Below are 22759 nucleotides of genomic sequence, written 5' to 3' on the forward strand. Positions count from 1 at the left end.
CGCCTTCCGCTGTCCCACATCCGCCCTGGCGTCGCAAGGGTCGCCCCTGCCCCGTCGCACCTCTCAGAGCGCGACCGGCCGTCCCGTCGCCTTGCGCTCGGCGAGGAGGCACAGGTAGACCGAGGCCAGCGTCGCCCCGGCGAGCGCGGTGATCTCCGCGTGATCATAGGGCGGGGACACCTCCACCACGTCGAAGCCCTTCAGGTCGAGGCCGCCAAGCCGGCGCAGGCAGGAGATGGCCTCACGGGTGGAGAGGCCGCCACATACCGGCGTACCAGTGCCCGGAGCGAAGGCGGGGTCCAGCGCATCGATGTCGAACGTGACATAGACCGGGGCATCCCCCACCCGGTCGGCGATGTGGTCTGCCAGCGCGATCGGCCCCATCTCGGCGGCGGTCAGCCCATGGACGATCTCGATGCCGCAGGTCTGGGGCGCATAGGTGCGGATGCCCACCTGGATCGAGCGATCCACCCGGATCAGCCCGTCCTTCACGGCTCGGGTGATCATGGTGCCGTGGTCCACCCGGTCGCCACCGTCTTCCCAGGTATCCTGGTGCGCATCGAACTGCACCAGCGCCACCGGCTCGCCGAGATGAGTGGTGAGCGCCTTAAGCACCGGATAAGTGAGGAAATGATCGCCGCCAAGGGTCATCAGATGGGCGCCGCGGGCATAGTGGGCGCGCGCCTGCGCGGCTATGGCAGCGGGGATCCCGGCGGGCAGGCCGTAGTCGAACACGCAGTCGCCGCCATCGACCACATCCAGCGTCTCGAACGGGTCGATGCCGAACGGATAGAACGGGTCGCCGTCGAGGATGGTGGAGGCGGCGCGGATGGCACGCGGTCCGAATCGCGTGCCGGGCCGGTTGGAGACGGCTACATCCAGCGGCACGCCCCACACCACCACCTCCGCTCCGCCACCGTCGCGGGCATAGCGCCGGCGCAGGAAGGATGTGACGCCGGAATAATTGGGCTCGGTGGACTGACCGTGGCGAAAGCCGGGATCAAGGGCGCGATCCACCGGGCGGGGATGCAGCGGATCGGTCTTGGTGCTCGACATGACACTCCTCGAATGGACGGCGGGCCGAAAGCGCCCGGCGCCGCAGCGCCGGCATCATAGGCATTTTCACAGATCGGATTGATACAATCCGATCTGATCCGGCTCCCGGCCGCTCACTCCGGCGCGAGGCGTCCGCGATAGACCACCTTGCCGGTCGGCTGTCCGTCTGCGGAGGCAGCGCCCGAGCCGAGCTTCGGCTCCTGCGTCACCACCACTTCCGCCGCACCGAGCCGGTTACGGCCGAGACCTGTCAGCGCCGGCGCCCGGTCGGACAGTCCGGCGGTGAACGCGCCGAGCAGCAGCGCCGGCCGGCCGGGAACCAGCAGCCACAGCCGGTGGATCTCGCCCTCCGGCGGTGCGGGCGCGAAGCTGCGCACGAAGATCACGCCGCTGTCCGGATCGAGGCGGACGGCGATGGAGGGCAGCGGCTCGCTCTGGAGCACCCCCACCCATTGGCCGTCGCGCGGCCAGAACCATTCGCGGTAGGCTGCGAAAGCGGCGACGGCCAGGAGCAGCGCCGCCAGCGTGAGCGCCGCCGTTCGCCACGGGAACCTGCTCCGCCGCATGGGCCCGCGCAGGACTTTAGCGGGCGAGGGTTCGTCTCCCGCCGTGGCCGGGTCCGGTAGAGCCGAGACCACGCCTGACGCCACCACCGCCGCCCAGCCCGGCAGAGGCGGTGCTTCCTCCCCCTTGGCGCCGGCCGCCGGATCGGCGGAGGGTGGCTCGGCGCTGGCCGTCTCAACCGGCGTCGGCTCGACGGAGGCAGATTGGGCCGGGACGGACTGCAGGGTGGCCGGCTCAAAAGCGGAAGGCTCGGCGCGAGATTCCGGGGAAGGAACCTCGGTACCCGCCGCCCGGGCTTCAACCGGTTGGGCCTTGGGCGGCGACGCCTCTGCCGCGCCCGCCACGGAAGTCGCCGCATCAGCGACGCCAAAGACCCCAGGACTGGAAGTGGCTGGCAGGTCCGTCGCCCCTTTCGGCGCGGAAACTGTTTGGAGACCCGCGACCGCTTCCGGGCCTTGAGGCGGAACCGCGGGCAGCACCTCCCCAACCACCTGAGGGCCTGCGTCCGCCGTGCCACCGGTGGCAGAAGGCGCGTCCGCGCCGACGGGCGAATGCTCCGTCGCGGCCGGCACACCTTGGCTTCGCGCGGCCTCGACCGCATCGACTGCCGGATGGGTCATCGCCCCGGCCTCGAAACCGCCAGGCGCGGAAGGCTCGGCTAGTCCCGAAGGCGCAGGCGCGGGGGGCACCACCTCTGATGGACGCTCCGGGGCGGACTGATCCGCGCCGGGCGCGCTCTCGGACGCCGAGCGCTCGGACGCCGAGCGCTCGGGTGCCTGGACTGGGGATGGCGCGTTCGGCTCCAGGAAGACGAACACCGGCGGCGGTCCCGCGGAGGCCGGCGCGCCCTCATCCGGCGGCGGCGAGGCAGGAGCGGCCTGATCCGCGCCGGTCGCGCTCTCCGCACTTTCAAGGGCGGGCGGCGGTTCGGGCTCCAGGAAGATGAAGGCCGGGGGCGGCGTCAGCGGCTCCGGCACAGGACGCGGGCGTGGCGGCGCGGGGGGCTCCGGTGGCGCCAGCTTGAGCGGCGGCGGCAACCGTTCGGCCCGCTCGGGCGCGGCGGCTTGCGGCGGCGGTTCCGGCAGCGGCGGGGCCGGCGGCAGCAGGCCGGCGGCAACCGCATCCTGAATGGCGCCGCCGAGGGTCCGCCCGCCGGGCACCCTGAGCGCCACCGGCACCGGGGGCGCGACAGGGGCCGGGACCGGGACCGGCCGCTTCGGGCGCGGGGGCCCCTCCCCTGCGCCGCGTCCCGGACGCGCCAAGCCGAGCAGCCGGCGAACAGTCTCCACCGGCCCTGGGGGCCGCGACGCGGGCGCCCGGCCGGGACGCATCTCCCCAACCACAGGGCGTGGCGCGGGCTCGGCCGGTGGAGGGGCCTTGCGAAGCGTCTTGGGCGGCGCAGCGGCCGGCGCGGCCTTGAGATCGGCGACGATGACCCGCCAGATGGAAGGCGGCGGCGTCACCGGGACGGCGAGTTCATGCAGGGGCGACAGGCGGCGCTCCCAAAGACGCACCAGCCCCGCGAAATGCGGATCGGCCGCGATCCGCGCGCGCACGCCGCGCCGCTCCTCCGAATCAAGGGTGCCCAGCACGTATTCAGCAGCCAGGGTGCGGTCGGCCTCGGTCAGGTGCGCCGCGGGGACCGGCACCGTCATGTGCGCCGCCCCATGCACTCGCCGAGCTGGGACACGCTCCGCGCCATCCAGGCCCGGATGGCGGCCACCGGCGCATCGAAATAGATGGACAGCGCCTCGCGGTTCCAGCCGTCATAGAAGGCGAGCAGCACCATGCGCCGGCGTTCCTCGGGCAGCTTGCCCAGGCAGGCGAGCAGCCGGATCAGCGCCGGGCTCCGGCGTTCGGAGGCGAGCGGGTCCTCGCCCCTCTGGGCGGCATCGAACGGCTCGAAGGCGTCGCCCACCGGCCGCTTCCAGGCCATGTCGAGGGCGCAGGAGCGGGCCACGGCCGCCATCCAGCAGACCGGATCCTCCTGCGGGCGCAAGGTGTGGGCTTCTGCCCGGATGCGCCTGTAGGCCTGCCTCAGCGCCTCGCCGGCCAGCTCCGGTCTCCGGAGCAGGCGGAGCACGAGCCCGTACAGTTTAGGGCTCGTGAGGCGGTAGAGCTCCTCGAAGGCGTGAAGGTCGCCGGCGGCGACGCGATCGACGAGGGCATGGACCTTGCGGTGGGAGGTCACGGAACACTCGTGCTGGGTGGGGGACCGCACAGAAGCTACCGGAGCGGCACTGCGGAATGGAAGCCTTGAATGCCACAGGATGCGCGTGCCGCGCGCAAAAATGCGCGCCGCGCCGCAGCATCAGCTACCGATTTACCTCCACACCTGCCCCTGCCGGGTTTCTTGCCTCGCACAAGGCTCCTGAGGTCAGTGACGTGCGGTCTCGCCGGGACGCAGCGGCTGGCGCCGACCGGGCGCCTCGACCCGCCCGGCGCGATCCATCTCGCCGGCCGCCTCCACCAGGGCAAGGTCGGCTTCCACCTCGGCGAGGGTCGCCCTGGCCGCCTCCTGCTGGACCTTCAGGTCCTGCGCCGACCGCTGGAGATTGTCGCGCCGGCTGCGGGCGGCGAGCGCCAGCGGCGGATAGGCGAAATGCCTGGGATCGGAGATGCCGGAGCGCTCCTCCTCCGCGGAAATGTCGCGCTCCAGGTCCTGGGCCATGCGCTCGAACTCGGCGATCATGGCGTCGATCTGGGCGAGGCGGCGGCGCGCATCGTCGATCTGGAATCGCTTTGCACGGATCAGGGGGTCACGCGACTTCATCGCCTCTACTCCGGTACGCATACGGGAACGCGCCCCCAACGCCCGTGTGCGCTCGGAGCTTCCAGGCTCAGAGAATGTCGTGTTCTGGTTGCCCTTTCCTTACCTCGACCGCGGCAATGGGATGAAAATCGCGTTCGTGGACGCCACGGCAACCAATCGTTTACCGCCTTCATTAATGATGACGCTACGGTTCGGGTGAAGCGCCTCTGCGTGCGTCACCCGGGCACCGCCCCAAGGCTCGGGCGGGAGGGGTGGCCGCACACGTGACCGAGGGCTTGTGGAAAAGACCTTAAGTGCTTGATGAAGAGTCAGTCTTGACTCTCGTGCACAAAGTTTTTTCGACAGACTCTTGTGGAAGAGAATCGAGATCTGTTAACGATTCTACACACGTAACGCGAATCACCCCGATGGCCGAGCAACAGAAGTCGGCAGCACCGACTTCTGGGTAGTTGCGAGGAAAGGGATAGCCATGCGCGTCTTGCTCATCGAGGACGACAGTGCTACGGCCCGAGGCATCGAACTGATGCTGAAGACCGAGAGCTTCAACGTCTATACGACCAACCTCGGTGAGGAAGGCGTAGATCTCGGTAAGGTCTACGAATACGACATCATCCTTCTCGACTTGAACCTGCCCGACATGTCAGGGTTCGAAGTCCTGCGCGCCCTGCGCGTGGCGAAGGTGAAGACACCGATCCTCATCCTCTCCGGCCTCGCCAATACGGAAGACAAGGTGAAGGGCTTCGGCTTCGGTGCCGATGACTACCTCACCAAGCCGTTCCACAAGGACGAGATGGTGGCGCGCATCCACGCCATCGTGCGCCGCTCCAAGGGCCACGCCCAGTCGGTGATCCAGACCGGCGACCTGGTGGTGAACCTCGACACCAAGACCGTCGAGGTGGAAAACAACCGGGTCCACCTCACCGGCAAGGAATACCAGATGCTGGAGCTGCTCTCGCTCCGCAAGGGCACGACCCTCACCAAGGAGATGTTCCTCAACCATCTCTACGGCGGGATGGACGAGCCGGAACTGAAAATCATCGACGTGTTCATCTGCAAGCTGCGCAAGAAGCTCGCCAATGCGTCCGCCGGCAAGAACTATATCGAGACCGTGTGGGGCCGCGGCTATGTGCTGCGCGAGCCCATGCTGGGCGCCGAGCGCATCGCGGTCTGATCCCCTCTCGCCTCGCAGCCAACAGGAAAGCCCCGCATCGCGGGGCTTTTTCGTTTGGGGCCGAGGTAAGCACCGACTGCGAGAGAAAACGTCACGCGCCCCGCGCGAAAGAGCCTCTCGCGGGCGACCTCGTCAGCCCGGCGTGGAGATGGTTACCGTGTCGCCGTCCTGGGCGAAGCGGATGGCGATGGCGCAGTCGCGGGCCAGCATGCCGGCATAGAAGGGCTGCACCGAATGGGCATCAAGCCCACCCTCGGGCGCCACGCCGTCCACCAGCGCCTGAAGCCCTTCCGGAATGCGCGCCTTCTCGCCGGTGGAGGCCAGCACGAAGCCGGTGGCGTCGCCCTCCCCCACCGCCGAGATGCGGATGACCCCGCCGCGCGGAATGGTGGTGCCGGCCAGCAGCACCAGATTGAGCAGCAGCTTGACCCGGTTCTTGGGCAGAAGCTCCCGTGGCAGGGACCATTCCACCCGCGTGCGGCCGTCCTCGATCACCGGGCGCACCACCTGCTCGGCATCGCCGAGGTCAAGCCGCGCCCCGGCGGAGCCGGCGGCACCGAAGGCGAGGCGGGTGAACTGGAGCCGGGCCGAAGCCTGCCGCGCGCTCTTGGCGATGAGATCGAGGGCAACATCGCGCATGTCGGCGGCGTCCTCGTCCTCCAGCACCTCGAGGCCGTTGACGATGGCGCCCACCGGGCTGATCACGTCATGGCACACCCGCGAGCACAGGAGCGCCCCAAGATCGAGCGCGGAGACGGCCAGCGTCACGGCGGGAGTGGCGGGATGTTGGGTGGCGGGGCTTGGGGTGGACATGGCGTCTCCCGGACGGCGACGGCGGGCGGCTCAATGCGGCTCCGCCGGACCGCGCCCGAATCCGTCTGGATCAATGTGGGTCCAGTTACACTGCCGGCGAGGGACGCCACAAGCGCTGCAGGAACCATCGCCACCGATCGCGCACCCTGCCGCGCTAATGCCGCACCGCACCAATGATGATTGAATCATCGCATCGACATGGCCGGCGCGCGGGGCTAGAGACTGCGTCCCGAAGACCCGACAAAGCCGCCCGCTATGACCATTCCCGTGCCCCGCGCGCCCGCCCCCACCGATGCCGCCCTGCTGGCGGGCCTTGCGGAGGCGGCGCTGGCGGCTGGTGTCGTCATCCGCCGCATCGAGGCGGAAGGCATCACCCACCGGCAGAAATCCGACCGCAGCCCGGTCACGGAGGCGGACCATGCCGCCGAAGCCACCATCTTCGCTGCCCTTTCCCACCTAATGCCCGGCGTGCCGGTAGTGGCCGAGGAGGCGACGGCGGCGGGAACCGAGGTCATCTGCGGCAACCGCTTCGTGCTGGTCGATCCCCTCGACGGCACCCGCGAGTTCATCTCCGGCAATGGCGAGTACACCGTGAACATCGCGGTGGTGGAGGATGGAGTTCCGGTGCTCGGCGTGGTCTATGCGCCGGCCCGCGCTCTGCTGTTCGCCGGGCGGCCCGGCGCCGCCTTCCGGGCCATCCGCGCACCCGGCGCCCGCGTCGACGCGCAGGACTGGACCCCCATCGCCTGCCGCAAGGTGCCGGGTGGCCCCCTCGTAGTGGCCGAAAGCCGCTCCCACGGCGACCCCGCCACCGACGCGCTCATCGCCCGCTACCAGGTGGCCGAGCGCATCCCGGCAGGGTCGGCGCTGAAGTTCGGCCTCATCGCCGAGGGTAAGGCGGATTTCTATCCCCGTCTCGGGCCGGTGATGGAATGGGACAGCGCGGCGGGCCATGCCCTGGTGGTGGCGGCCGGCGGCAGTGTAACCCGGCCGGACGGCAGCCCCCTCACCTATGGGCACTCCGAGGTCGGCTACATGGTCCACGGCTTCGTGGCCTGGGGCGCCGGCGGACCGCCGCAGATGGGGTCCGTGGGTTAACCCGCCGATAATTCCGGATCCGGCATGGTGATTTTCAGGTAACGCCCGACCGTCAGCGCACGGTCGACGTGCCCGCGTCATACTCATCGCCATAATTTGAGCGATTCGGGCGGTCGCCATAGACGCACACAATGACACAAACCCGGTTAACGCAGCCCCAGTTGACGCGGCCCCCTTCATCGAAGCCCACTGCGAGATCCCCCATGCGCTTCTCTTCGAGCTTCCTCCAGACCGCCCGCGGCCTGCCGCAGACGCTGCGGCGCCAGTTGGGCGGGATCACGCGCCATCTCGGCGGCCTCGTGCTCGCCCTTGCCGCGCTCGGTGCGGCGGTGCCCGCGAGCGCGCAGGGCCAGGGGCCGACGCCGCAGGCCTATTCCACCAACGAACTGGTCAGCAAGGGCCACTCCTTCTTCGGCAGCGTCTCGCGCGGGCTCGCGCTCAGCATCGAGAAGGCAGTGGGCCAGTGGGGCCAGCCCAACGGCTACATCTTGGGCCAGGAAGGCTCCGGCGCCTTCGTGGGTGGCCTGCGCTATGGCGAGGGCGTGCTCTATACTCGCAACGCCGGCGACCTGAAGGTCTTCTGGCAGGGCCCCTCCGTGGGCTGGGACTTCGGCGGCGACGGCGCCCGCACCATGGTGCTCGTCTATAACCTGCGCAGCGTGGACGACATCTTCCGCCGTTTCGGGGGCATCTCCGGCTCGGCCTATGTGGTGGCCGGCTTCGGCATGACCGCCCTTGGGGCCGACGGCATCGTGGTGGTCCCGATCCGTTCGGGCGTCGGCGTGCGCCTCGGCGCCAATCTCGGCTACCTCAAGTTCACGCCCAACCCCACCTGGAACCCCTTCTGAGCATCCGGACTCACACCAATCGACGCGCCCCATGCGAAACGGGCGCGTCGCCGCTGGTACGCTGCAGCGCGCCGTGGCATGAATGGATGAAGGTTCCGGGATGGTGCGCGGTGGGTGCATTCCACTACCACCCGCCCGACGGAACGGCAGACGAGACGTATGACGGCCCCTCCCGCTCGCGGCAGCGAAACGGACCCGCCGGGCCGGCTCAAGGGAAGGGCGAGTGCGCGCGTGATCGAGCAGATCATGTATTTCACGTTGGGCGTGCTGATTGCGACGCTCATAGCACTGCTCGTGCTGCCGGCGGTCTGGCACCGGGCGGTCCGGCTCACCACCAAGCGGGTGGAAGCCGCCGTGCCCATCTCCATCTTCGAGGTGCAGGCCGACAAGGACCAGCAGCGCGCCTTCTTCGCTCTCAACCAGCGCCGGCTGGAACTCCAGACCGATGCCATGCGCGAGACCATCACCGCGCATGCGGCCACCATCGAGACCCAGCGCCAGCGCACTTTCGCGCTTGAAGGCGAGCTGAAGGCCCTTCAGGCCCAGTACCATCTCGCCACTGCCACCGGCGCCGAGCGCGACGTGCTGCTGGGCGAGATCCAGGACCAACTAGCCGACCGTACCGCAGCCGTTGCCCGGCTGGAGGAGGAGCTTGCCGCCCGGACCTCCGCCCTGACGGCGCTGGAGGCGGCGCACCACACCCTCCAGACCGGCTCCCAAGCCGTTGCCGCAACCCTGGCGGCTCGCGAGGCCATGCTGGTGAGCGAGCGCGAGCGCATTGTCGCGCTCGAAGCGGAAGCGGGCGACCTGCGCAACCGCCTCACCGACACCACGCGCCGGCTGGAGGAGACCTCCGCCGCCCTTGAATCCGAGCGCACCGCTGCCGCCGAGGCCAGGCTTGTTGCGGCGGAAGCGGCAACCAGCCTGTCCACGGACCTCGCCGAAATCCAGGCAGCCCTCGCCCTCAAGACCACGGAAAGCGATGGCCGGCGCGAAGCCATTGCCGCGCTGGAGGCGGAACGCGACCGGCTGGCCGGGCTGCTCGCCGTCGCCGAGCGCGATCTCGACGCCAACCGTGCCGTCGTCCACGCCTTCGAGCAGCGCCGCGCCAGCGAGTTCGTCGCCGCCGAAGCGGAAAACCGCCGCCTCGCCGACACCCTGCACATGCTCAAGGCTGACCATGCGCTGATGGAAGAGGCAATCCAGCGCGCCCCCCGCGAGGCCGATGCGTCACCGGGGATTGCGTCCGAAGGGCTCGATGCCCTGCGCGATGGCGTCACCGAGGTGGCGGCAAAGCTGGCCGCCCTGACCGCGAAGCTTGAAGGATCCGGCTCGCCGGTGCGCAAGCTTGTCGCCGATGATGCTACGGGCGGACTCGCCGCGCGGATCCGTGTCCTCCTAGACCAGGACGAGGACGCGGCGCACGAGGCCGAGCTTTCCGCACCCGATGCTTCGGCAGCAGCGCCCGCTCCCGAACCCGCGGCGGCGTCCAAGCGTAGCGCCTCGAAACGCGGCCGCGCTGTCGCCGGCTGATCCACGGTTCGTTCCGATTTGCATGAAGGTCGAGGGCGGCCCCAGACGCACGGAGCGCGCGTCCTGATCGCTCGCGGGAGCACCGCCCCTACCGCGACGCCATCTCCAATTCGGTGAGACGCGCCCGCATATCCCGCGACAGCTCGGGGAACCGAGCAGGCTCGACAAAGTCGGCCTCGCGATAGGGAGGTCCCTTGCGGCCGCCGGTGAACACCCGGCTGCCCTCCTCCGTCATGACCACGTCGCCGCGCCGAAGCGTCGGGTCATTCATCACGTCGATCCGGCTCAGCCCGCCGATGCGGCTGCTCGCCGTGCAGTTGCAGCCCTCCACCAGGCGCTGGCGATAGACGAAGGCGTTGGGCAGTTCCGAATAAGCCTTCCCACTGCGGGAGACGGCCCCGTCGATACCCTTCGTACTGTCGGATGAGGTGTAGATGGCCATCTTCGCCGCCGGGCAGAAGGCATTGCACTGGGAAAGCGCACCCTCCTCCGCCGCCTTGCCCTGGAGCGGGAAATAGCGCCCGTCGCAAGTGCGCACGCAATACGCCACGCCCGAGCCCCAGCTGGCGGTGGACGAGCCCTCGCCCCGGACGCGGGGCGTTATGACGATGCGCGGCCGCTCGGGCGCTTCGACGCGGGGATGCGGTTTCATGCCGCCAAACAGCATTGAGAAAAAATTTCCGGGAGACGCTTGAGGCGCCACCGGGAAAAATGCGCCTCGCGATTGCGCGTGCGCTTCCCCGCTGCTCACCACAGCTCCGAGCGAGTTCGATGCGAGAAGAATGGCAAACCAGATCGCCGGCCGGCCAGTCTTGACCGCCCCAATATACTGTCGTCCCAAGGTCGACCTCCCGCGCCCGCCGCCCCGCGCGACGCGGCCGCCGTCAATGTCCGAAAGTCCGGCATGCACAAGCCTTTCCCGCGCCGGTCAAGGCGCAGATCAGCTTTCGAGCCGAAATGGAAACCGCCACAAGAGGGCGTCAAGCGAACGCGGAAACCGTGTGCAACGGTCGCGGCACCACGGTCGGATGTTCCTGCGGTTGGGTCAGGAACGCGAGCGTGGGCGTCGCCAGAAGAACGGCGGCGAACAACATGGCCACAAGCGAAATCAGAACCGAACCATGAGCCAAGCCAGGCATGGCAGGACTCCCCTTCTTCCCCAGATCCTCGGCCTTCGGTCCGCCGCGCCGTCGCCGATCTTTAAGATAACGTTAAATGCTTGCCTGTGGCTCCGCTGTCACAGTTCACGTTCTCGCGAGCCTGGTTGCAATGCGGAAAATCGCCACCTTGATACCACATTAGTGCTACCGGCACACCTACTGCCTCTGCGACACGCCCTGAGTACCGATTCGGCAAACCCGAAAGCCGTTGGGACGCTGCGGTGGACCCCAGCTTTGGGCATGGATGGGAACGCGCACGTTCTCGCGGGGCACAGCGCACCTGCCCGGGCGCCGCTTCCAGTCGCCCGGGCGCAAGCGCGATGCAGAGCCTCAACAGCCAAGCGGCCTGCCGGCCGCAAATTCAAGCGCACCCATCCGGCGGCGGCCGTTCCCGGGCGGCGATCGCTGCGCTGCGGCAACACAGCCGCCTTGCGCGGCACCCCCCGTCTCCGTGATATGGGGCCATGATCGATAAGCTTGAATACCTGATCGCCCTCGCCCGGGAACGTCACTTCGGCCGCGCCGGCGAAGCCTGCGGGGTGACGCAGCCCACCCTTTCCGCCGGAATCAAGCAGCTGGAAGACACGCTGGGGGTGCTGCTGGTGCAGCGCGGCTCGCGCTTCATGGGCTTTACGCCCGAGGGCGAGCGCACGCTGGAATGGGCGCGGCGCATCGTGGCCGATTCGCGGGCCATGCGGCAGGACATCGACGCGCTCAAGCGCGGCCTTGCCGGCCCGCTGCGCATCGCCGCCATTCCCACCGCCCTGCCCATGGTGGCAGCATTGACCACCCCCTTCCGCGCCCGCCATCCGGACGTTCGCTTCACGGTGATCTCCCGCACCTCCATCGAGATCCTGAACCATCTCGAAAACCTGGAGATCGACGCCGGCCTCACCTATCTCGACAACGAGCCGCTGGGCCGGGTGAACACGGTGCCGCTCTATCGCGAGCGCTACCGGCTCGTCACCTCGCCCCAGTCCCGCTACGGCGAGCGCGACGCGGTGACCTGGGCGGAGGTGGCCGAGCTCCAGCTCGCCCTGCTCACCCCCGACATGCAGAACCGCCGCATCGTGGACAATCTGCTTGCCGCCGCCGGCGCCAGCCACAAGCCGACGCTCGAATCCAATTCCATGATCGTGCTGTTCACCCATGTGCGCACCGGCCTGTGGGCGAGCGTGATGCCGGCCATGCTGGCGGATTCGCTGGGGCTGACCTCGGTGGTGCGGTCGATTCCCATCGTGGAGCCGGACATCTCCCACTCCATCGGCCTGGTGGTGCCCCACCGCGAGCCGACCACGCCCATCACCGCCGCCCTGGTGGCGGAAGCCCGCCGCATCGCGCCGAAGCTGGAGCAGAGCGGTATCGCCGATCCGGCCATTGCTGCAATGCAATAAATCCGACGGGGCCGACTGCGACAGCACGGCCCCGTGCATAGAAAAACACGATCAATATACCAAGAACCATCCCAGACAGACGCGATTGACGCAGCGCGGAGCCTTTCATTCAGGCAAAGCGCCTCGAAGTACCTCCGTATTTAATAGAGATGTTCTATTGCAACATCCCACAGCTGGCTTGATCCGAGAGCCGGGTGTGACACACTTTCCCATAAGCAAGACGAAGCGGCGGTAATGCGCCCTCACGGCTTTTGGGAAAGCGAGACGTCCATGGCGGTCTATGAGGATTGGAGCACCGAGCGCGCAGCGCAGGTGATCTCGGAGAACCGGCATCTCGAAGGGGCCACCATGCCCATCCTGCATGCCCTGCAGGAGACGTTCGGCTTCGTGCCGGACCCGGCGGTGCCCATGATCGCCGAAAGCCTCAACCTCTCGCGCGCCGAGGTCTATGGCGTCCTCACCTTCTATCACGACTTCCGGCGTGAGGCGCCCGGTCGCCATGTGGTGAAGCTGTGCGCCGCTGAGGCCTGCCAGTCCGTGGGCGGCAAGGCGCTCGCCCAGTATGTCGAGGAAAAGCTCGGCGTGGACATGGGTTCGACCTCCCCCGACGGGCGGGTGACCCTGGAGCCCATCTATTGCCTGGGCCTGTGCGCCTGCGCTCCGTCCGCTCTGGTGGACGGCCAGCTGGTGGGCCGCCTCGACCGCGATGCCATCGACGAGATCGCCGACTGCTTCGCCAACGGCAAGAGCTTCGGAGACGCCTGATGAAATCCCCCCGCATCTTCGTCCCGAACGACGCCACTGCCGTCGCCTGCGGCGCCGACCGCGTCGCGCGCAAGCTGGAAGCCGGGCTGCTGGCCCGTGGCATCACTGCCGACATCACCCGCAACGGCTCGCGCGGCCTGTTCTGGCTGGAACCCCTCATCGAGGTTGAAACCGAGCGCGGCCGCATCGGCTACGGCCCGGTGAAGCCCTCGGATATCGAGGACCTGCTTCACGCCGGCATCCTCCATGGCGCGGACCACCCCCTGTGCGTCGGCGTGGTGGACGAGATCCCGTACCTGAAGAAGCAGACTCGGCTCACCTTCGCCCGCATCGGCATCATCGATCCGCTGTCGCTGACCGATTACAAGGCCCACGGCGGCTATCGTGGGCTGGAGCGCGCCATCACGCTCGGCCCGTCGGCCACGGTGGAAGAGGTGGTGGAAAGCGGCCTGCGCGGGCGCGGCGGCGCGGGCTTTCCCACCGGGATCAAGTGGCGCACGGTGGCCGCTGCCCCGGCCGACCAGCGCTACATCGTCTGCAACGCGGACGAGGGCGACTCGGGCACCTTCGCCGACCGCCTGATCATGGAGGCGGACCCGTTCTGCCTCATCGAAGGCATGACCATCGCCGGTCTCGCGGTCGGGGCGACCAAGGGCTACGTCTACTCGCGCTCGGAATATCCCCTCGCCTTCGTGGTGATGGAAAAGGCCATCGAGAAGGCGCGCGAGGCGGGCCTTTTGGGCGACAACATCCTCGGCTCGGGCCTGTCGTTCGACATGGAAATGCGCATGGGCGCCGGCGCCTATGTGTGCGGCGAGGAAACCGCCCTTTTGGAAAGCCTCGAGGGCAAGCGCGGCCTGGTGCGCGCCAAGCCGCCGCTGCCGGCCCACAAGGGCCTGTTCCAGAAGCCCACCGTCATCAACAACCTGGTGTCGCTGGCCACCGTGCCGGTGATCCTGGACAAGGGCGGTAAGTATTACCGTGACTTCGGCATGGGCCGCTCGCGCGGCACCATGCCGATCCAGATCGCCGGCAACATCAAGTTCGGCGGCCTGTTCGAGACCGCCTTCGGCATCCCGCTGGGAGAGCTGGTCTATGACATCGGCGGCGGCACGGCGTCCGGCCGTCCGGTGAAGGCGGTGCAGGCCGGCGGGCCGCTGGGCGCCTACCTGCCCACCCACCAGTTCGACACCCCGTTCGACTATGAGGCATTCACCGCCAAGGACGCGCTAATCGGCCACGGCGGCCTCGTGGTGTTCGACGACACGGCGGACCTCGCCGACATGGCGAAGTTCGCCATGGAATTCTGCGCCCACGAGAGCTGCGGCAAGTGCACGCCCTGCCGCATCGGCTCCACCCGGGGCGTCGAGACCATCGACAAGGTGATCGCCGGCGAGAAGCGCGAGCAGAATCTCGCCCTGCTCACGGACCTTTGCCACACCATGAAGCTTGGTTCCCTGTGCGCGCTGGGCGGCTTCACGCCCTACCCGGTGCTGAGCGCGCTCAATCATTTCCCGGAAGACTTCGGCGTCGCGCCGAAGCTGCCGGCCGCCGCAGAATAATTGGAGGAACACCATGTCCCTCGTTCACGAAATCGACTACGGCACGCCGGCTTCCAAGTCCGAGAAGCTTGTTTCCCTCACCATCGACGGCATGAGCGTCACGGTGCCCGAGGGCACCTCCATCATGCGCGCCGCCATGGAGCTGGGGAACCAGATCCCCAAGCTCTGCGCCACCGACATGCTTGAGAGCTTCGGTTCGTGCCGGCTCTGCCTGATCGAAATCGAAGGCCGCAACGGCACCCCGGCGTCCTGCACCACGCCGGTGGCCGAAGGCATCGTGGTCAAGACCCAGACCGAGCGCCTGAAGCAGATCCGCAAGGGGGTGATGGAGCTCTACATCTCCGACCACCCGCTGGACTGCCTTACCTGCTCCGCCAACGGCGACTGCGAACTGCAGGACATGGCCGGCGTGGTGGGCCTGCGCGATGTGCGCTACGGCTATGAGGGCGAGAACCACACCAAGCTCGGCAAGGACGAGTCCAACCCGTACTTCACCTACGAGCAGTCGAAGTGCATCGTCTGCAATCGCTGCGTTCGCGCCTGCGAGGAAGTGCAGGGCACGTTTGCGCTCACCATCTCCGGCCGCGGCTTCGGCTCGCGGGTGTCGCCGGGCATGGACGAGCCCTTCCTCACCTCGGAATGCGTCTCCTGCGGCGCCTGCGTGCAGGCCTGCCCCACGGCGACGCTGAACGAGAAGGCCATGTACGACATCGGCACCCCCGAGCATTCGGTGGTGACCACCTGCGCCTATTGCGGCGTGGGCTGCACCTTCAAGGCCGAGATGCGCGGCGACGAGCTGGTGCGCATGGTGCCCTACAAGGACGGCAAGGCGAACCGTGGCCATTCCTGCGTCAAGGGCCGCTTCGCCTATGGCTACGCCACCCACCAGGACCGCATCCTGAAGCCCATGATCCGCTCCTCCATCCACGAGCCGTGGAAGGAAGTGACCTATGAGGAGGCCATCGCCTACGCCGCCTCCGAGTTCAAGCGGATCCAGGAGAAGTACGGCAAGCGCGCGGTGGGCGGCATCACCTCCTCGCGCTGCACCAACGAGGAGACCTACCTCGTCCAGAAGCTGATCCGCGGCGGCTTCGGCAACAACAACGTGGACACCTGCGCCCGCGTCTGCCACTCGCCCACCGGCTACGGCCTTTCCCAGACCTACGGCACCTCCGCCGGCACCCAGGACTTCGACAGCGTCGAGGAGACGGATGTCGTCCTGATCATCGGCGCCAACCCCACCGACGGCCATCCGGTGTTCGGCTCGCGCCTGAAGAAGCGGCTGCGCGAAGGCGCGAAGCTGATCGTGGTGGACCCGCGCCGCACCGACATCGTGCGCTCGCCCCATATCGAGGCGGCCTACCACCTGCCGCTCAAGCCCGGCACCAATGTCGCCATCGTCACGGCGCTGGCCCATGTGGTCGTCACCGAGGGGCTGGTGAACGAGCAGTTCGTGGGCGAACGCTGCGACTGGGACGAGTTCCAGGACTGGGCCGCCTTCGTCGCCGACGAGCGCCACTCGCCGGAAGCGGTGGAGAAGTACACCGGCGTCGATCCGGCCCTGGTGCGCGGCGCGGCCCGGCTCTATGCCACCGGCGGCAACGGGTCGATCTATTACGGCCTCGGCGTCACCGAGCATTCGCAGGGCTCCACCACGGTGATGGCCATCGCCAACCTCGCCATGGCCACCGGCAACGTGGGCCGCAACGGCGTGGGCGTGAACCCGCTGCGCGGCCAGAACAACGTGCAGGGCTCGTGCGACATGGGCTCGTTCCCGCACGAGCTGCCGGGCTACCGCCACGTCTCCGACGATGCTACCCGCTCGACCTTCGAGGCGCTGTGGGGCGTGCCGCTGGACGACGAGCCGGGCCTGCGCATTCCCAACATGTTCGACGCGGCGGTGGATGGCACGTTCAAGGGCCTCTACGTGCAGGGCGAGGACATCCTCCAGTCCGACCCCGACACCAAGCACGTCTCGGCGGGCCTTGCCGGTCTTGAATGCCTGATCGTGCAGGACCTGTTCCTGAACGAGACGGCGAACTACGCCCACGTCTTCCTCCCCGGCTGCTCGTTCCTCGAGAAGGACGGCACCTTCACCAATGCCGAGCGCCGCATCCAGCGCATCCGCAAGGTGATGGCGCCGAAGAACGGCTATGCCGACTGGGAGGTCACCCAGCTCCTCGCCAACGCGCTGGGCTTCCCCATGAATTACACCCACCCGTCTCAGATCATGGACGAGATCGCGGCGCTCACCCCCACCTTCGCGGGCGTGAACTATGCCAAGCTCGACGAGCTGGGATCGGTGCAGTGGCCGTGCAACGACAGCGCGCCGGAAGGCACGCCCATCATGCACATTGGCGGCTTCGTGCGCGGCAAGGGCAAGTTCGTCCTCACCGAATACGTGCCCACCGACGAGAAGACCGGGCCGCGCTTCCCGCTGCTGCTCACCACCGGCCGCATCCTCAGCCAGTACAATGTGGGTGCCCAGACGCGGCGTACCGCGAACGTGGCCTGGCATCCGGAGGACGTGCTGGAAATCCATGCCCATGACGCCGAGAACCGCGGCATCCGCGACGGCGATTTCGTGAAGCTGGACAGCCGGGCGGGCTCCACCTCGCTGCGCGCGGTGATATCGGATCGGGTGGCGCCGGGGGTGGTGTACACCACCTTCCACCATCCGGTGACGCAGGCCAACGTGGTCACCACCGACTATTCCGACTGGGCTACCAACTGCCCGGAATACAAGGTGACCGCCGTGCAGGTTTCGCCCTCCAACGGCCCCACCCAGTGGCAGGAGGACTACGAGAACCTCTCGCGCACCTCCCGCCGCATCGCCGCAGAAGCTGCGGAGTGAGGCAAGCGCCCACGCTCCCCCTCTCCCGCTTGCGGGGGAGGGCTGGGGTTGGTGTAAGGGGCGCTTCAGTTCAAACCGTCATGGCCGGGCCTGACGACTAAGGCAGCTGACATCCCTTCCGGAACCCACTCTCCGCTCCCATGTGAAAACTTGAGATGACCGACACCGCCTCCACCTGCGCGCTGACGCAGGACACCGCCCTCCCCGCCCCGCCCCCGGCGCGGCGGGTGGAGCGCGTGCAGGTGCGGGACGGCGCGGTTTCCAGGGGCGAGCGGGCAGTGCCCGAGGAAGTGCCGGTCGCCCTCACCTTCAACGGCACCACCCATGCGGTGATGATGGCGAGCCCGACCGACATCGCCGACTTCGCCCTTGGCTTCGCCCTCACCGAGGGCATCGTCGCCTCGCCTGCCGAGATCCTCTCCCGCGAGGTGATCGTGGTGGACGAGGGCATCGAGGCCCGCATGTGGATCGCCGAAGAGAAGATGAAGCATCTCTCCGCCCGGCGCCGGGCGCTGGCCGGGCCCACTGGCTGCGGCCTGTGCGGGGTGGAGAGCCTTGCCGAGGCGGTGAAGCCGGCGGCGCTGGTGACGGCGGACACCCACTTCTCCCCGGCGACGCTGCTCGACGCCATGGCCGCACTCGGCCCGCTCCAGAGCCTCAACCATGAGACCCGCGCGGTGCATGCGGCGGCCTATTTCGAACCCGGCCGCGGCATCCTCGCCCTGGCCGAGGACGTGGGCCGGCACAATGCCCTCGACAAGCTGGTGGGCAAGGCGGCGGAGGCCGGCTTCGATGCCGCGCGCGGCCTGCTGCTGCTAACCAGCCGCGTCTCCATCGAGATGGTTCAGAAAGCGGCGGTGTTGGGCGTGGGCGTCATTGCAGCCGTCTCGGCGCCGACATCGCTCGCCATCCGCACCGCCGACGCGGCGGGCATTACCCTGTGCGCCATCGTGCGGCAGGACGGCTTCGAGATCTTCACCCATCCCGGGCGCATCGCCCTCCCTTCACCGGAACGGCAGAACCATGTCGCATAGCACTGCTGAAAAGCTCGTCTACATGGCGAACCAGATCGCCACCGCCTTCTCGGCGCAGAAGCACGCGGAGGCCGTGGAGGCCACGCGCATCCACATCCAGAAGTTCTGGGACCCGCGCATGCGCTCCAAGATCGCCGAGCACATCGCCCATGGCGGCGAGGGCCTCTCGCCCATCGCCAAGGAAGCGCTGGAAGGCCTCCAGGCGGCCAAAGCCGCCTGACCAGCCCACGCGGCGCGTGAGCGAGAAAACTACGGACACGGCCAAGTACGCCTGATCACACCACATCCCGCGGGGCCAGGGCGCACGCCATGCGCCCCTCCTCGACCTGCAGCACAGGATGGGCGATGCCAAAGCGCGCCCTGAGTTCTGCGCAGGTCTCGCTGAGGAAATCGTCGTCGAGTTCAGCGCCCGGCCGCACCAGATGGGCCGAGAGCGCCACCGATGTGGTCGAGAGCCCCCAGATGTGCAGGTCGTGCACCTCGCTCACCCCGGGACGGGCGGCGAGGAAGGCTTCGACCTGTTCGGGATCGATGCCGGTGGGCACCATGTCCATGGCGAGGTTGACGCTGTCGCGCAGCAGGCCCCAGGTGCCGGCGATGATGGCCACCGCGATCACCAGCGACACCAGCGGGTCGAGCCACAGCCAGCCGGTGAGCGCGATCACGCCGGCCGCCGCCACCACCCCCAGCGAGATGGCGCCATCCGCCACCATGTGGATGAAGGCCCCTCGCACGTTGAGATCGCCCTTGCGGCCGGCCATGAACATCAGCGCCGTACCCATGTTCACCGCGACGCCCACCAGGGCCACCACCATGACGATGCCGGTCTGCACTGGCTCAGGCTGCGACAGGCGCGAGATGGCCTCAAGGATGATGCCGCCGGTGCCCAGCAGCAGGATCATGGCATTGGCCAGCGCCGCGAGGATGGATGAGCGCCCGTAGCCATAGGTACGCAGCCGTGTCGGCGCCCGCCGCGACAGCCAGGCCGCGCCCCAGGCCAGCAGCAGGCCGAGCACGTCGGAGAGATTGTGCCCGGCGTCGGCCAGCAGCGCGAGGGAGCCGGCATAGAGGCCGAAGATCACCTCGACGAGGACGAAGCCGAAATTCAGCCCGGCGCCGATGGCGAAGGCGCGCAGGGAATCCGGCACCGCATGGCTGTGGCCGTGGTCTGAATGACCATGCGCGCCATGACCGTGGTCGTCGTGATCATGGTCGTGATGCTGGGTCCCGGTCTCCGGCGTCGCCATCCTGTCCTCCCGGTCCATCCGCCGCGCATGTTCCATAGGCGCGCACGAATGTCACCGGCCAGGATGTCGGCCGGATGTCAGCCCAGGAAGCCGTCCACCGTGCGCACGAACGCGTCCGGCTGCTCGATGGCGGAGAGGTGGCCGCCCGGCAGCCGCGCCAGCTTTGCACCGGGAATGGCGGCGGCGATGGCCTCGCCCCAGGCCGGCGGCGTGGAGCGGTCGCCGTCCGAGACGATCACCAGCGTCTGGGTGCGGACGGCCTTGAGGTCGTAGCGGAAATCCATGTCGCGCATGGCGGCGCTGGTGCCCATGTAGCCGGCGGGGCTGGTGCCCGTCACCATGGCCCGCACCGAGGCCACCCGCGCCGGCGCCGTGGCGCGGAACTCCGGCGTGAACCAGCTGTCGATGACGGAATCCGCAATGGGCTCCACGCCGTCGCGGCGCACCGCCTTGATGCGCTGGTCCCAGAAGCGGGGCGGGCCGGCATGGGCGGTGGTGTTGGACAGCACCAGCCGCGTCAGGCGCTGGGGCGCGTTCAGCGCCAGCCACTGCCCCACCATGCCGCCCAGCGACAGGCCGCAGAAATCCGCCTGCGCGAGGCCCAGCCGGTCGAGGATGGCCAGCACGTCGCGGCCGAGGTCGCCCATGGCATAGACCTGATCGGGCGCCGCGCTCGCCCCATGGCCGCGGGCGTCATAGCGGATGACCCGGCGGGTGCGGGCGAACAGCGGCACCACCTCGTCCCACATATTCAGCGTGCAGCCCAGCGAATGGGACAGCACAAGCGGCGGCGCCCCCTCCGGCCCCGAAACCTCCACCTGGAAACGCTCCCCGGACAGATCGATGAGCGGCACCGCGCACCTCTTCTGGATTCAATATGCCAGAGAAGGTTTAGCGCGTTTGGGGGGCGGTGCAAGGGGGCGTCGAAAGCGGAGGCGCCGATGGGCCGGATGTGCACGTTAAAGACCGTGTGCCACCACACCCGCCGCAGCCTCGTCGTGGAGCCCAACGCCGGATCGTTGGGCGCCCGCCTGGGATCAGCCGAGGCAGCCACCTCGCCCACCGCTTTACCAACAACCGAAAAGTAAATTCAGCGGTGACGAGCAATCATAAAGAGGGGGAGATCAGTTGATCTCCCCCTCCCCTCACCTCGAAAACTTCTTGTACTGGATGCGCTTCGGGATGACCGAGTCGATGCCCAGGCGGCGCTTCTTGTCTTCCTCGTAGTCGGCGAAGTTGCCCTCGAACCACTCCACGTGGCTGTCGCCCTCGAAGGCCAGCATGTGGGTGGCGATGCGGTCCAGGAAGAAGCGGTCATGGGAGATGATGACGGCGCAGCCGGCATAATCCTCCAGCGCCTCTTCCAGGGCGCGCAGGGTTTCCACGTCGAGGTCGTTGGTGGGCTCGTCGAGCAGCAGCACATTGCCGCCGCGCTGGAGCACCTTGGCGAGGTGCACGCGGTTGCGCTCGCCGCCCGAGAGCATGCCCACCTTCTTCTGCTGGTCGCCGCCCTTGAAGTTGAAGGCCGCGCAATAGGCGCGCGAGGGGATCTCCCGCTTGCCGACGTAGATCACCTCGTTGCCGTCGGAGATTTCCTCCCACACGGTCTTCTTGTCATCCAGCGCGTCGCGGCTCTGGTCCACATAGCCGAGCTTCACGCTCTCGCCGATCTCGATGGTGCCGCCGTCCGGCTTCTCCTGGCCCGTGATCATGCGGAACAGCGTGGTCTTGCCCGCGCCGTTCGGCCCGATGACGCCCACGATGCCGCCCGGCGGCAGCTTGAACGACAGGTCGTCGATCAGCATCTTGTCGCCGAACGACTTGCTGAGATGATCGAAGGCGATGACGTTCTGACCGAGGCGCTCGGCCACCGGGATGACGATCTCGGTCGCCGAGGGCTGCCGCTCGGAAGCCTTGGCCACCAGTTCGTCATAGCGCTGGATGCGGGCCTTGTTCTTGGCCTGCCGCGCCTTGGGGCTGGCGCCGATCCACTCCTGCTCGCGGGCGAGGGCGCGCTGGCGGGCCTCGTCCTCGCGGCCCTCCTGCTGCAGGCGCTTCTGCTTCTGGCCGAGCCAGGACGAATAATTGCCCTCGTAGGGAATGCCCCGGCCGCGATCCAGCTCCAGGATCCAGCCGGTGACATTGTCGAGGAAGTAGCGATCATGGGTGACGATCAGGATGGCGCCCGGATAGGTGCGCAGATGGCCTTCCAGCCAATTCACCGTCTCGGCGTCCAGATGGTTGGTGGGCTCGTCGAGCAGCAGCAGCTCGGGCTGCTCCAGCAGCAGCCGGCACAGGGCCACGCGGCGCCGCTCGCCGCCGGAGAGGCGGGTCACCTCCCAGTCGTCCGGCGGGCAGCCGAGCGCGTTCATGGCCTGCTCCACCTTGCTGTCGAGATCCCACAGGCCCTGGGCCTCGATCTCGTCCTGCAGGCGGGTCATCTCGTCGGCGGTCTCGTCCGAGTAGTTCATGGCGAGCTCGTTGTAGCGCTCCATGATGGCCTTCTGCTTGGCCACGCCGTCCTCGACATTCTGGCGCACGGTCTTCTCGGGATCGAGATGGGGCTCCTGCGGCAGGTAGCCCACGCGCACGCCCTCGGCCGGACGCGCCTCGCCGGTGAAATCCTTGTCCATGCCGGCCATGATGCGCAGCAGGGTCGACTTGCCGGCGCCGTTGTTGCCGAGCACGCCGATCTTGGCGTCCGGGTAGAAAGACAGGTGCACGTTGTCGAGCACCTTCTTGCCGCCCGGATAGGCCTTGGTCATGCCGTGCATATGATAGGCATACTGATAGGGCGCCATGAGCCGCCGTCTCCTGAAAAGGGATGCGTTGAGTTGGCGCCGTTCTAGCCCTCGCGCGGCGGCGCGGCAAGGGAATGGGGCCTCAA

General features: G+C 68.2%; 20 protein-coding genes. 10 read left to right on the forward strand and 10 right to left on the reverse strand.

Annotated features, from left to right (window positions below; translation table 11 throughout):
* Positions 1 to 63: 63 nt before the first annotated feature.
* The 4 genes from speB to V5F66_RS20380 all read right to left on the reverse strand — a co-directional run bounded on the left by speB (position 64) and on the right by V5F66_RS20380 (position 4393).
* Positions 64 to 1056, reverse strand: a complete 993-nt coding sequence (gene speB, locus V5F66_RS20365) for an agmatinase (protein ID WP_012115467.1) — start codon at positions 1054 to 1056, stop codon at positions 64 to 66.
* Between the two features lie 113 nt (positions 1057 to 1169).
* Positions 1170 to 3275 (reverse strand): hypothetical protein, encoded by a 2106-nt coding sequence (locus tag V5F66_RS20370; protein WP_394094611.1) that lies wholly within the window; start codon positions 3273 to 3275, stop codon positions 1170 to 1172.
* Complete coding sequence (locus V5F66_RS20375; RefSeq protein WP_041575771.1) at positions 3272 to 3811, reverse strand: sigma factor-like helix-turn-helix DNA-binding protein; 540 nt, start codon at positions 3809 to 3811, stop codon at positions 3272 to 3274. Before V5F66_RS20375 ends, V5F66_RS20370 begins: the two co-directional genes overlap by 4 nt.
* A 186-nt stretch (positions 3812 to 3997) precedes the next feature.
* Positions 3998 to 4393: a flagellar export protein FliJ gene (locus tag V5F66_RS20380; protein ID WP_012115464.1), complete on the reverse strand. Its 396-nt coding sequence runs from the start codon at positions 4391 to 4393 to the stop codon at positions 3998 to 4000.
* A gap of 469 nt (positions 4394 to 4862) precedes the next feature.
* On the opposite strand from V5F66_RS20380, the gene ctrA reads away from it, so the two are divergent.
* Positions 4863 to 5564, forward strand: coding sequence for a response regulator transcription factor CtrA (ctrA, locus tag V5F66_RS20385; RefSeq protein WP_012115463.1), 702 nt, complete (start codon positions 4863 to 4865; stop codon positions 5562 to 5564).
* A gap of 132 nt (positions 5565 to 5696) precedes the next feature.
* Here ctrA and chpT read toward each other — a convergent pair whose 3' ends face one another.
* A complete protein-coding gene (gene chpT, locus V5F66_RS20390) occupies positions 5697 to 6377 on the reverse strand; it encodes a histidine phosphotransferase ChpT (RefSeq protein WP_012115462.1) in 681 nt (226 codons plus the stop codon).
* A gap of 255 nt (positions 6378 to 6632) precedes the next feature.
* Here chpT and cysQ point away from each other — a divergent pair, with 255 nt between their 5' ends.
* The 3 genes from cysQ to V5F66_RS20405 all read left to right on the forward strand — a co-directional run bounded on the left by cysQ (position 6633) and on the right by V5F66_RS20405 (position 9856).
* Positions 6633 to 7475: a 3'(2'),5'-bisphosphate nucleotidase CysQ gene (cysQ, locus tag V5F66_RS20395; protein ID WP_394094612.1), complete on the forward strand. Its 843-nt coding sequence runs from the start codon at positions 6633 to 6635 to the stop codon at positions 7473 to 7475.
* A gap of 299 nt (positions 7476 to 7774) precedes the next feature.
* A complete protein-coding gene (locus tag V5F66_RS20400; RefSeq protein ID WP_012115460.1) occupies positions 7775 to 8323 on the forward strand; it encodes a DUF1134 domain-containing protein in 549 nt (182 codons plus the stop codon).
* Positions 8324 to 8554: 231 nt separating this feature from the next.
* A complete protein-coding gene (locus V5F66_RS20405; RefSeq protein ID WP_394049881.1) occupies positions 8555 to 9856 on the forward strand; it encodes a coiled-coil domain-containing protein in 1302 nt (433 codons plus the stop codon).
* An 88-nt stretch (positions 9857 to 9944) separates the two neighbouring features.
* Here the strand turns inward: V5F66_RS20405 and V5F66_RS20410 are convergent, their stop codons facing one another.
* Both V5F66_RS20410 and V5F66_RS20415 read right to left on the reverse strand, forming a co-directional pair.
* Positions 9945 to 10508, reverse strand: a complete 564-nt coding sequence (locus tag V5F66_RS20410; RefSeq protein WP_394094613.1) for a DUF2865 domain-containing protein — start codon at positions 10506 to 10508, stop codon at positions 9945 to 9947.
* 328 nt (positions 10509 to 10836) lie between these two features.
* A complete protein-coding gene (locus V5F66_RS20415) occupies positions 10837 to 10995 on the reverse strand; it encodes a hypothetical protein (protein ID WP_394002671.1) in 159 nt (52 codons plus the stop codon).
* 485 nt (positions 10996 to 11480) lie between these two features.
* Here V5F66_RS20415 and V5F66_RS20420 point away from each other — a divergent pair, with 485 nt between their 5' ends.
* The 6 genes from V5F66_RS20420 (at position 11481) to V5F66_RS20445 (ending at position 18845) form a co-directional block, all read left to right on the forward strand.
* Positions 11481 to 12410, forward strand: coding sequence for a LysR family transcriptional regulator (locus V5F66_RS20420; RefSeq protein WP_012115457.1), 930 nt, complete (start codon positions 11481 to 11483; stop codon positions 12408 to 12410).
* Between the two features lie 270 nt (positions 12411 to 12680).
* Positions 12681 to 13175 (forward strand): formate dehydrogenase subunit gamma, encoded by a 495-nt coding sequence (locus V5F66_RS20425; RefSeq protein WP_049775982.1) that lies wholly within the window; start codon positions 12681 to 12683, stop codon positions 13173 to 13175.
* Positions 13175 to 14737: a formate dehydrogenase beta subunit gene (locus tag V5F66_RS20430; protein ID WP_394049885.1), complete on the forward strand. Its 1563-nt coding sequence runs from the start codon at positions 13175 to 13177 to the stop codon at positions 14735 to 14737. Before V5F66_RS20425 ends, V5F66_RS20430 begins: the two co-directional genes overlap by 1 nt.
* Before the next feature lie 13 nt (positions 14738 to 14750).
* Positions 14751 to 17591: a formate dehydrogenase subunit alpha gene (gene fdhF / locus V5F66_RS20435; RefSeq protein WP_394094614.1), complete on the forward strand. Its 2841-nt coding sequence runs from the start codon at positions 14751 to 14753 to the stop codon at positions 17589 to 17591.
* A gap of 155 nt (positions 17592 to 17746) precedes the next feature.
* Positions 17747 to 18625: a formate dehydrogenase accessory sulfurtransferase FdhD gene (gene fdhD / locus V5F66_RS20440; protein ID WP_394094615.1), complete on the forward strand. Its 879-nt coding sequence runs from the start codon at positions 17747 to 17749 to the stop codon at positions 18623 to 18625.
* Entirely contained in the window at positions 18615 to 18845 is a 231-nt protein-coding gene (locus V5F66_RS20445) for a formate dehydrogenase subunit delta (protein WP_138399889.1), read from the forward strand. The genes fdhD and V5F66_RS20445 overlap by 11 nt, the downstream gene beginning before the upstream one ends.
* A gap of 55 nt (positions 18846 to 18900) precedes the next feature.
* On the opposite strand, the gene V5F66_RS20450 is transcribed toward V5F66_RS20445, so the two are convergent.
* From V5F66_RS20450 to ettA, 3 genes are all read right to left on the reverse strand, one after another.
* Positions 18901 to 19872 carry a cation diffusion facilitator family transporter gene (locus V5F66_RS20450; RefSeq protein WP_394094616.1) on the reverse strand — a complete coding sequence of 324 codons (972 nt, stop codon included), beginning with the start codon at positions 19870 to 19872 and terminating at the stop codon, positions 18901 to 18903.
* Between the two features lie 77 nt (positions 19873 to 19949).
* Positions 19950 to 20726: a 3-oxoadipate enol-lactonase gene (gene pcaD, locus V5F66_RS20455; RefSeq protein ID WP_394094617.1), complete on the reverse strand. Its 777-nt coding sequence runs from the start codon at positions 20724 to 20726 to the stop codon at positions 19950 to 19952.
* 291 nt (positions 20727 to 21017) lie between these two features.
* A complete protein-coding gene (gene ettA, locus V5F66_RS20460) occupies positions 21018 to 22673 on the reverse strand; it encodes an energy-dependent translational throttle protein EttA (protein ID WP_012115448.1) in 1656 nt (551 codons plus the stop codon).
* Between the last annotated feature and the right edge of the window lie 86 nt (positions 22674 to 22759).

It is taken from the genome of Xanthobacter versatilis (genome assembly GCF_043193975.1).
Taxonomy (GTDB): Bacteria; Pseudomonadota; Alphaproteobacteria; order Rhizobiales; family Xanthobacteraceae; genus Xanthobacter; species Xanthobacter autotrophicus_E.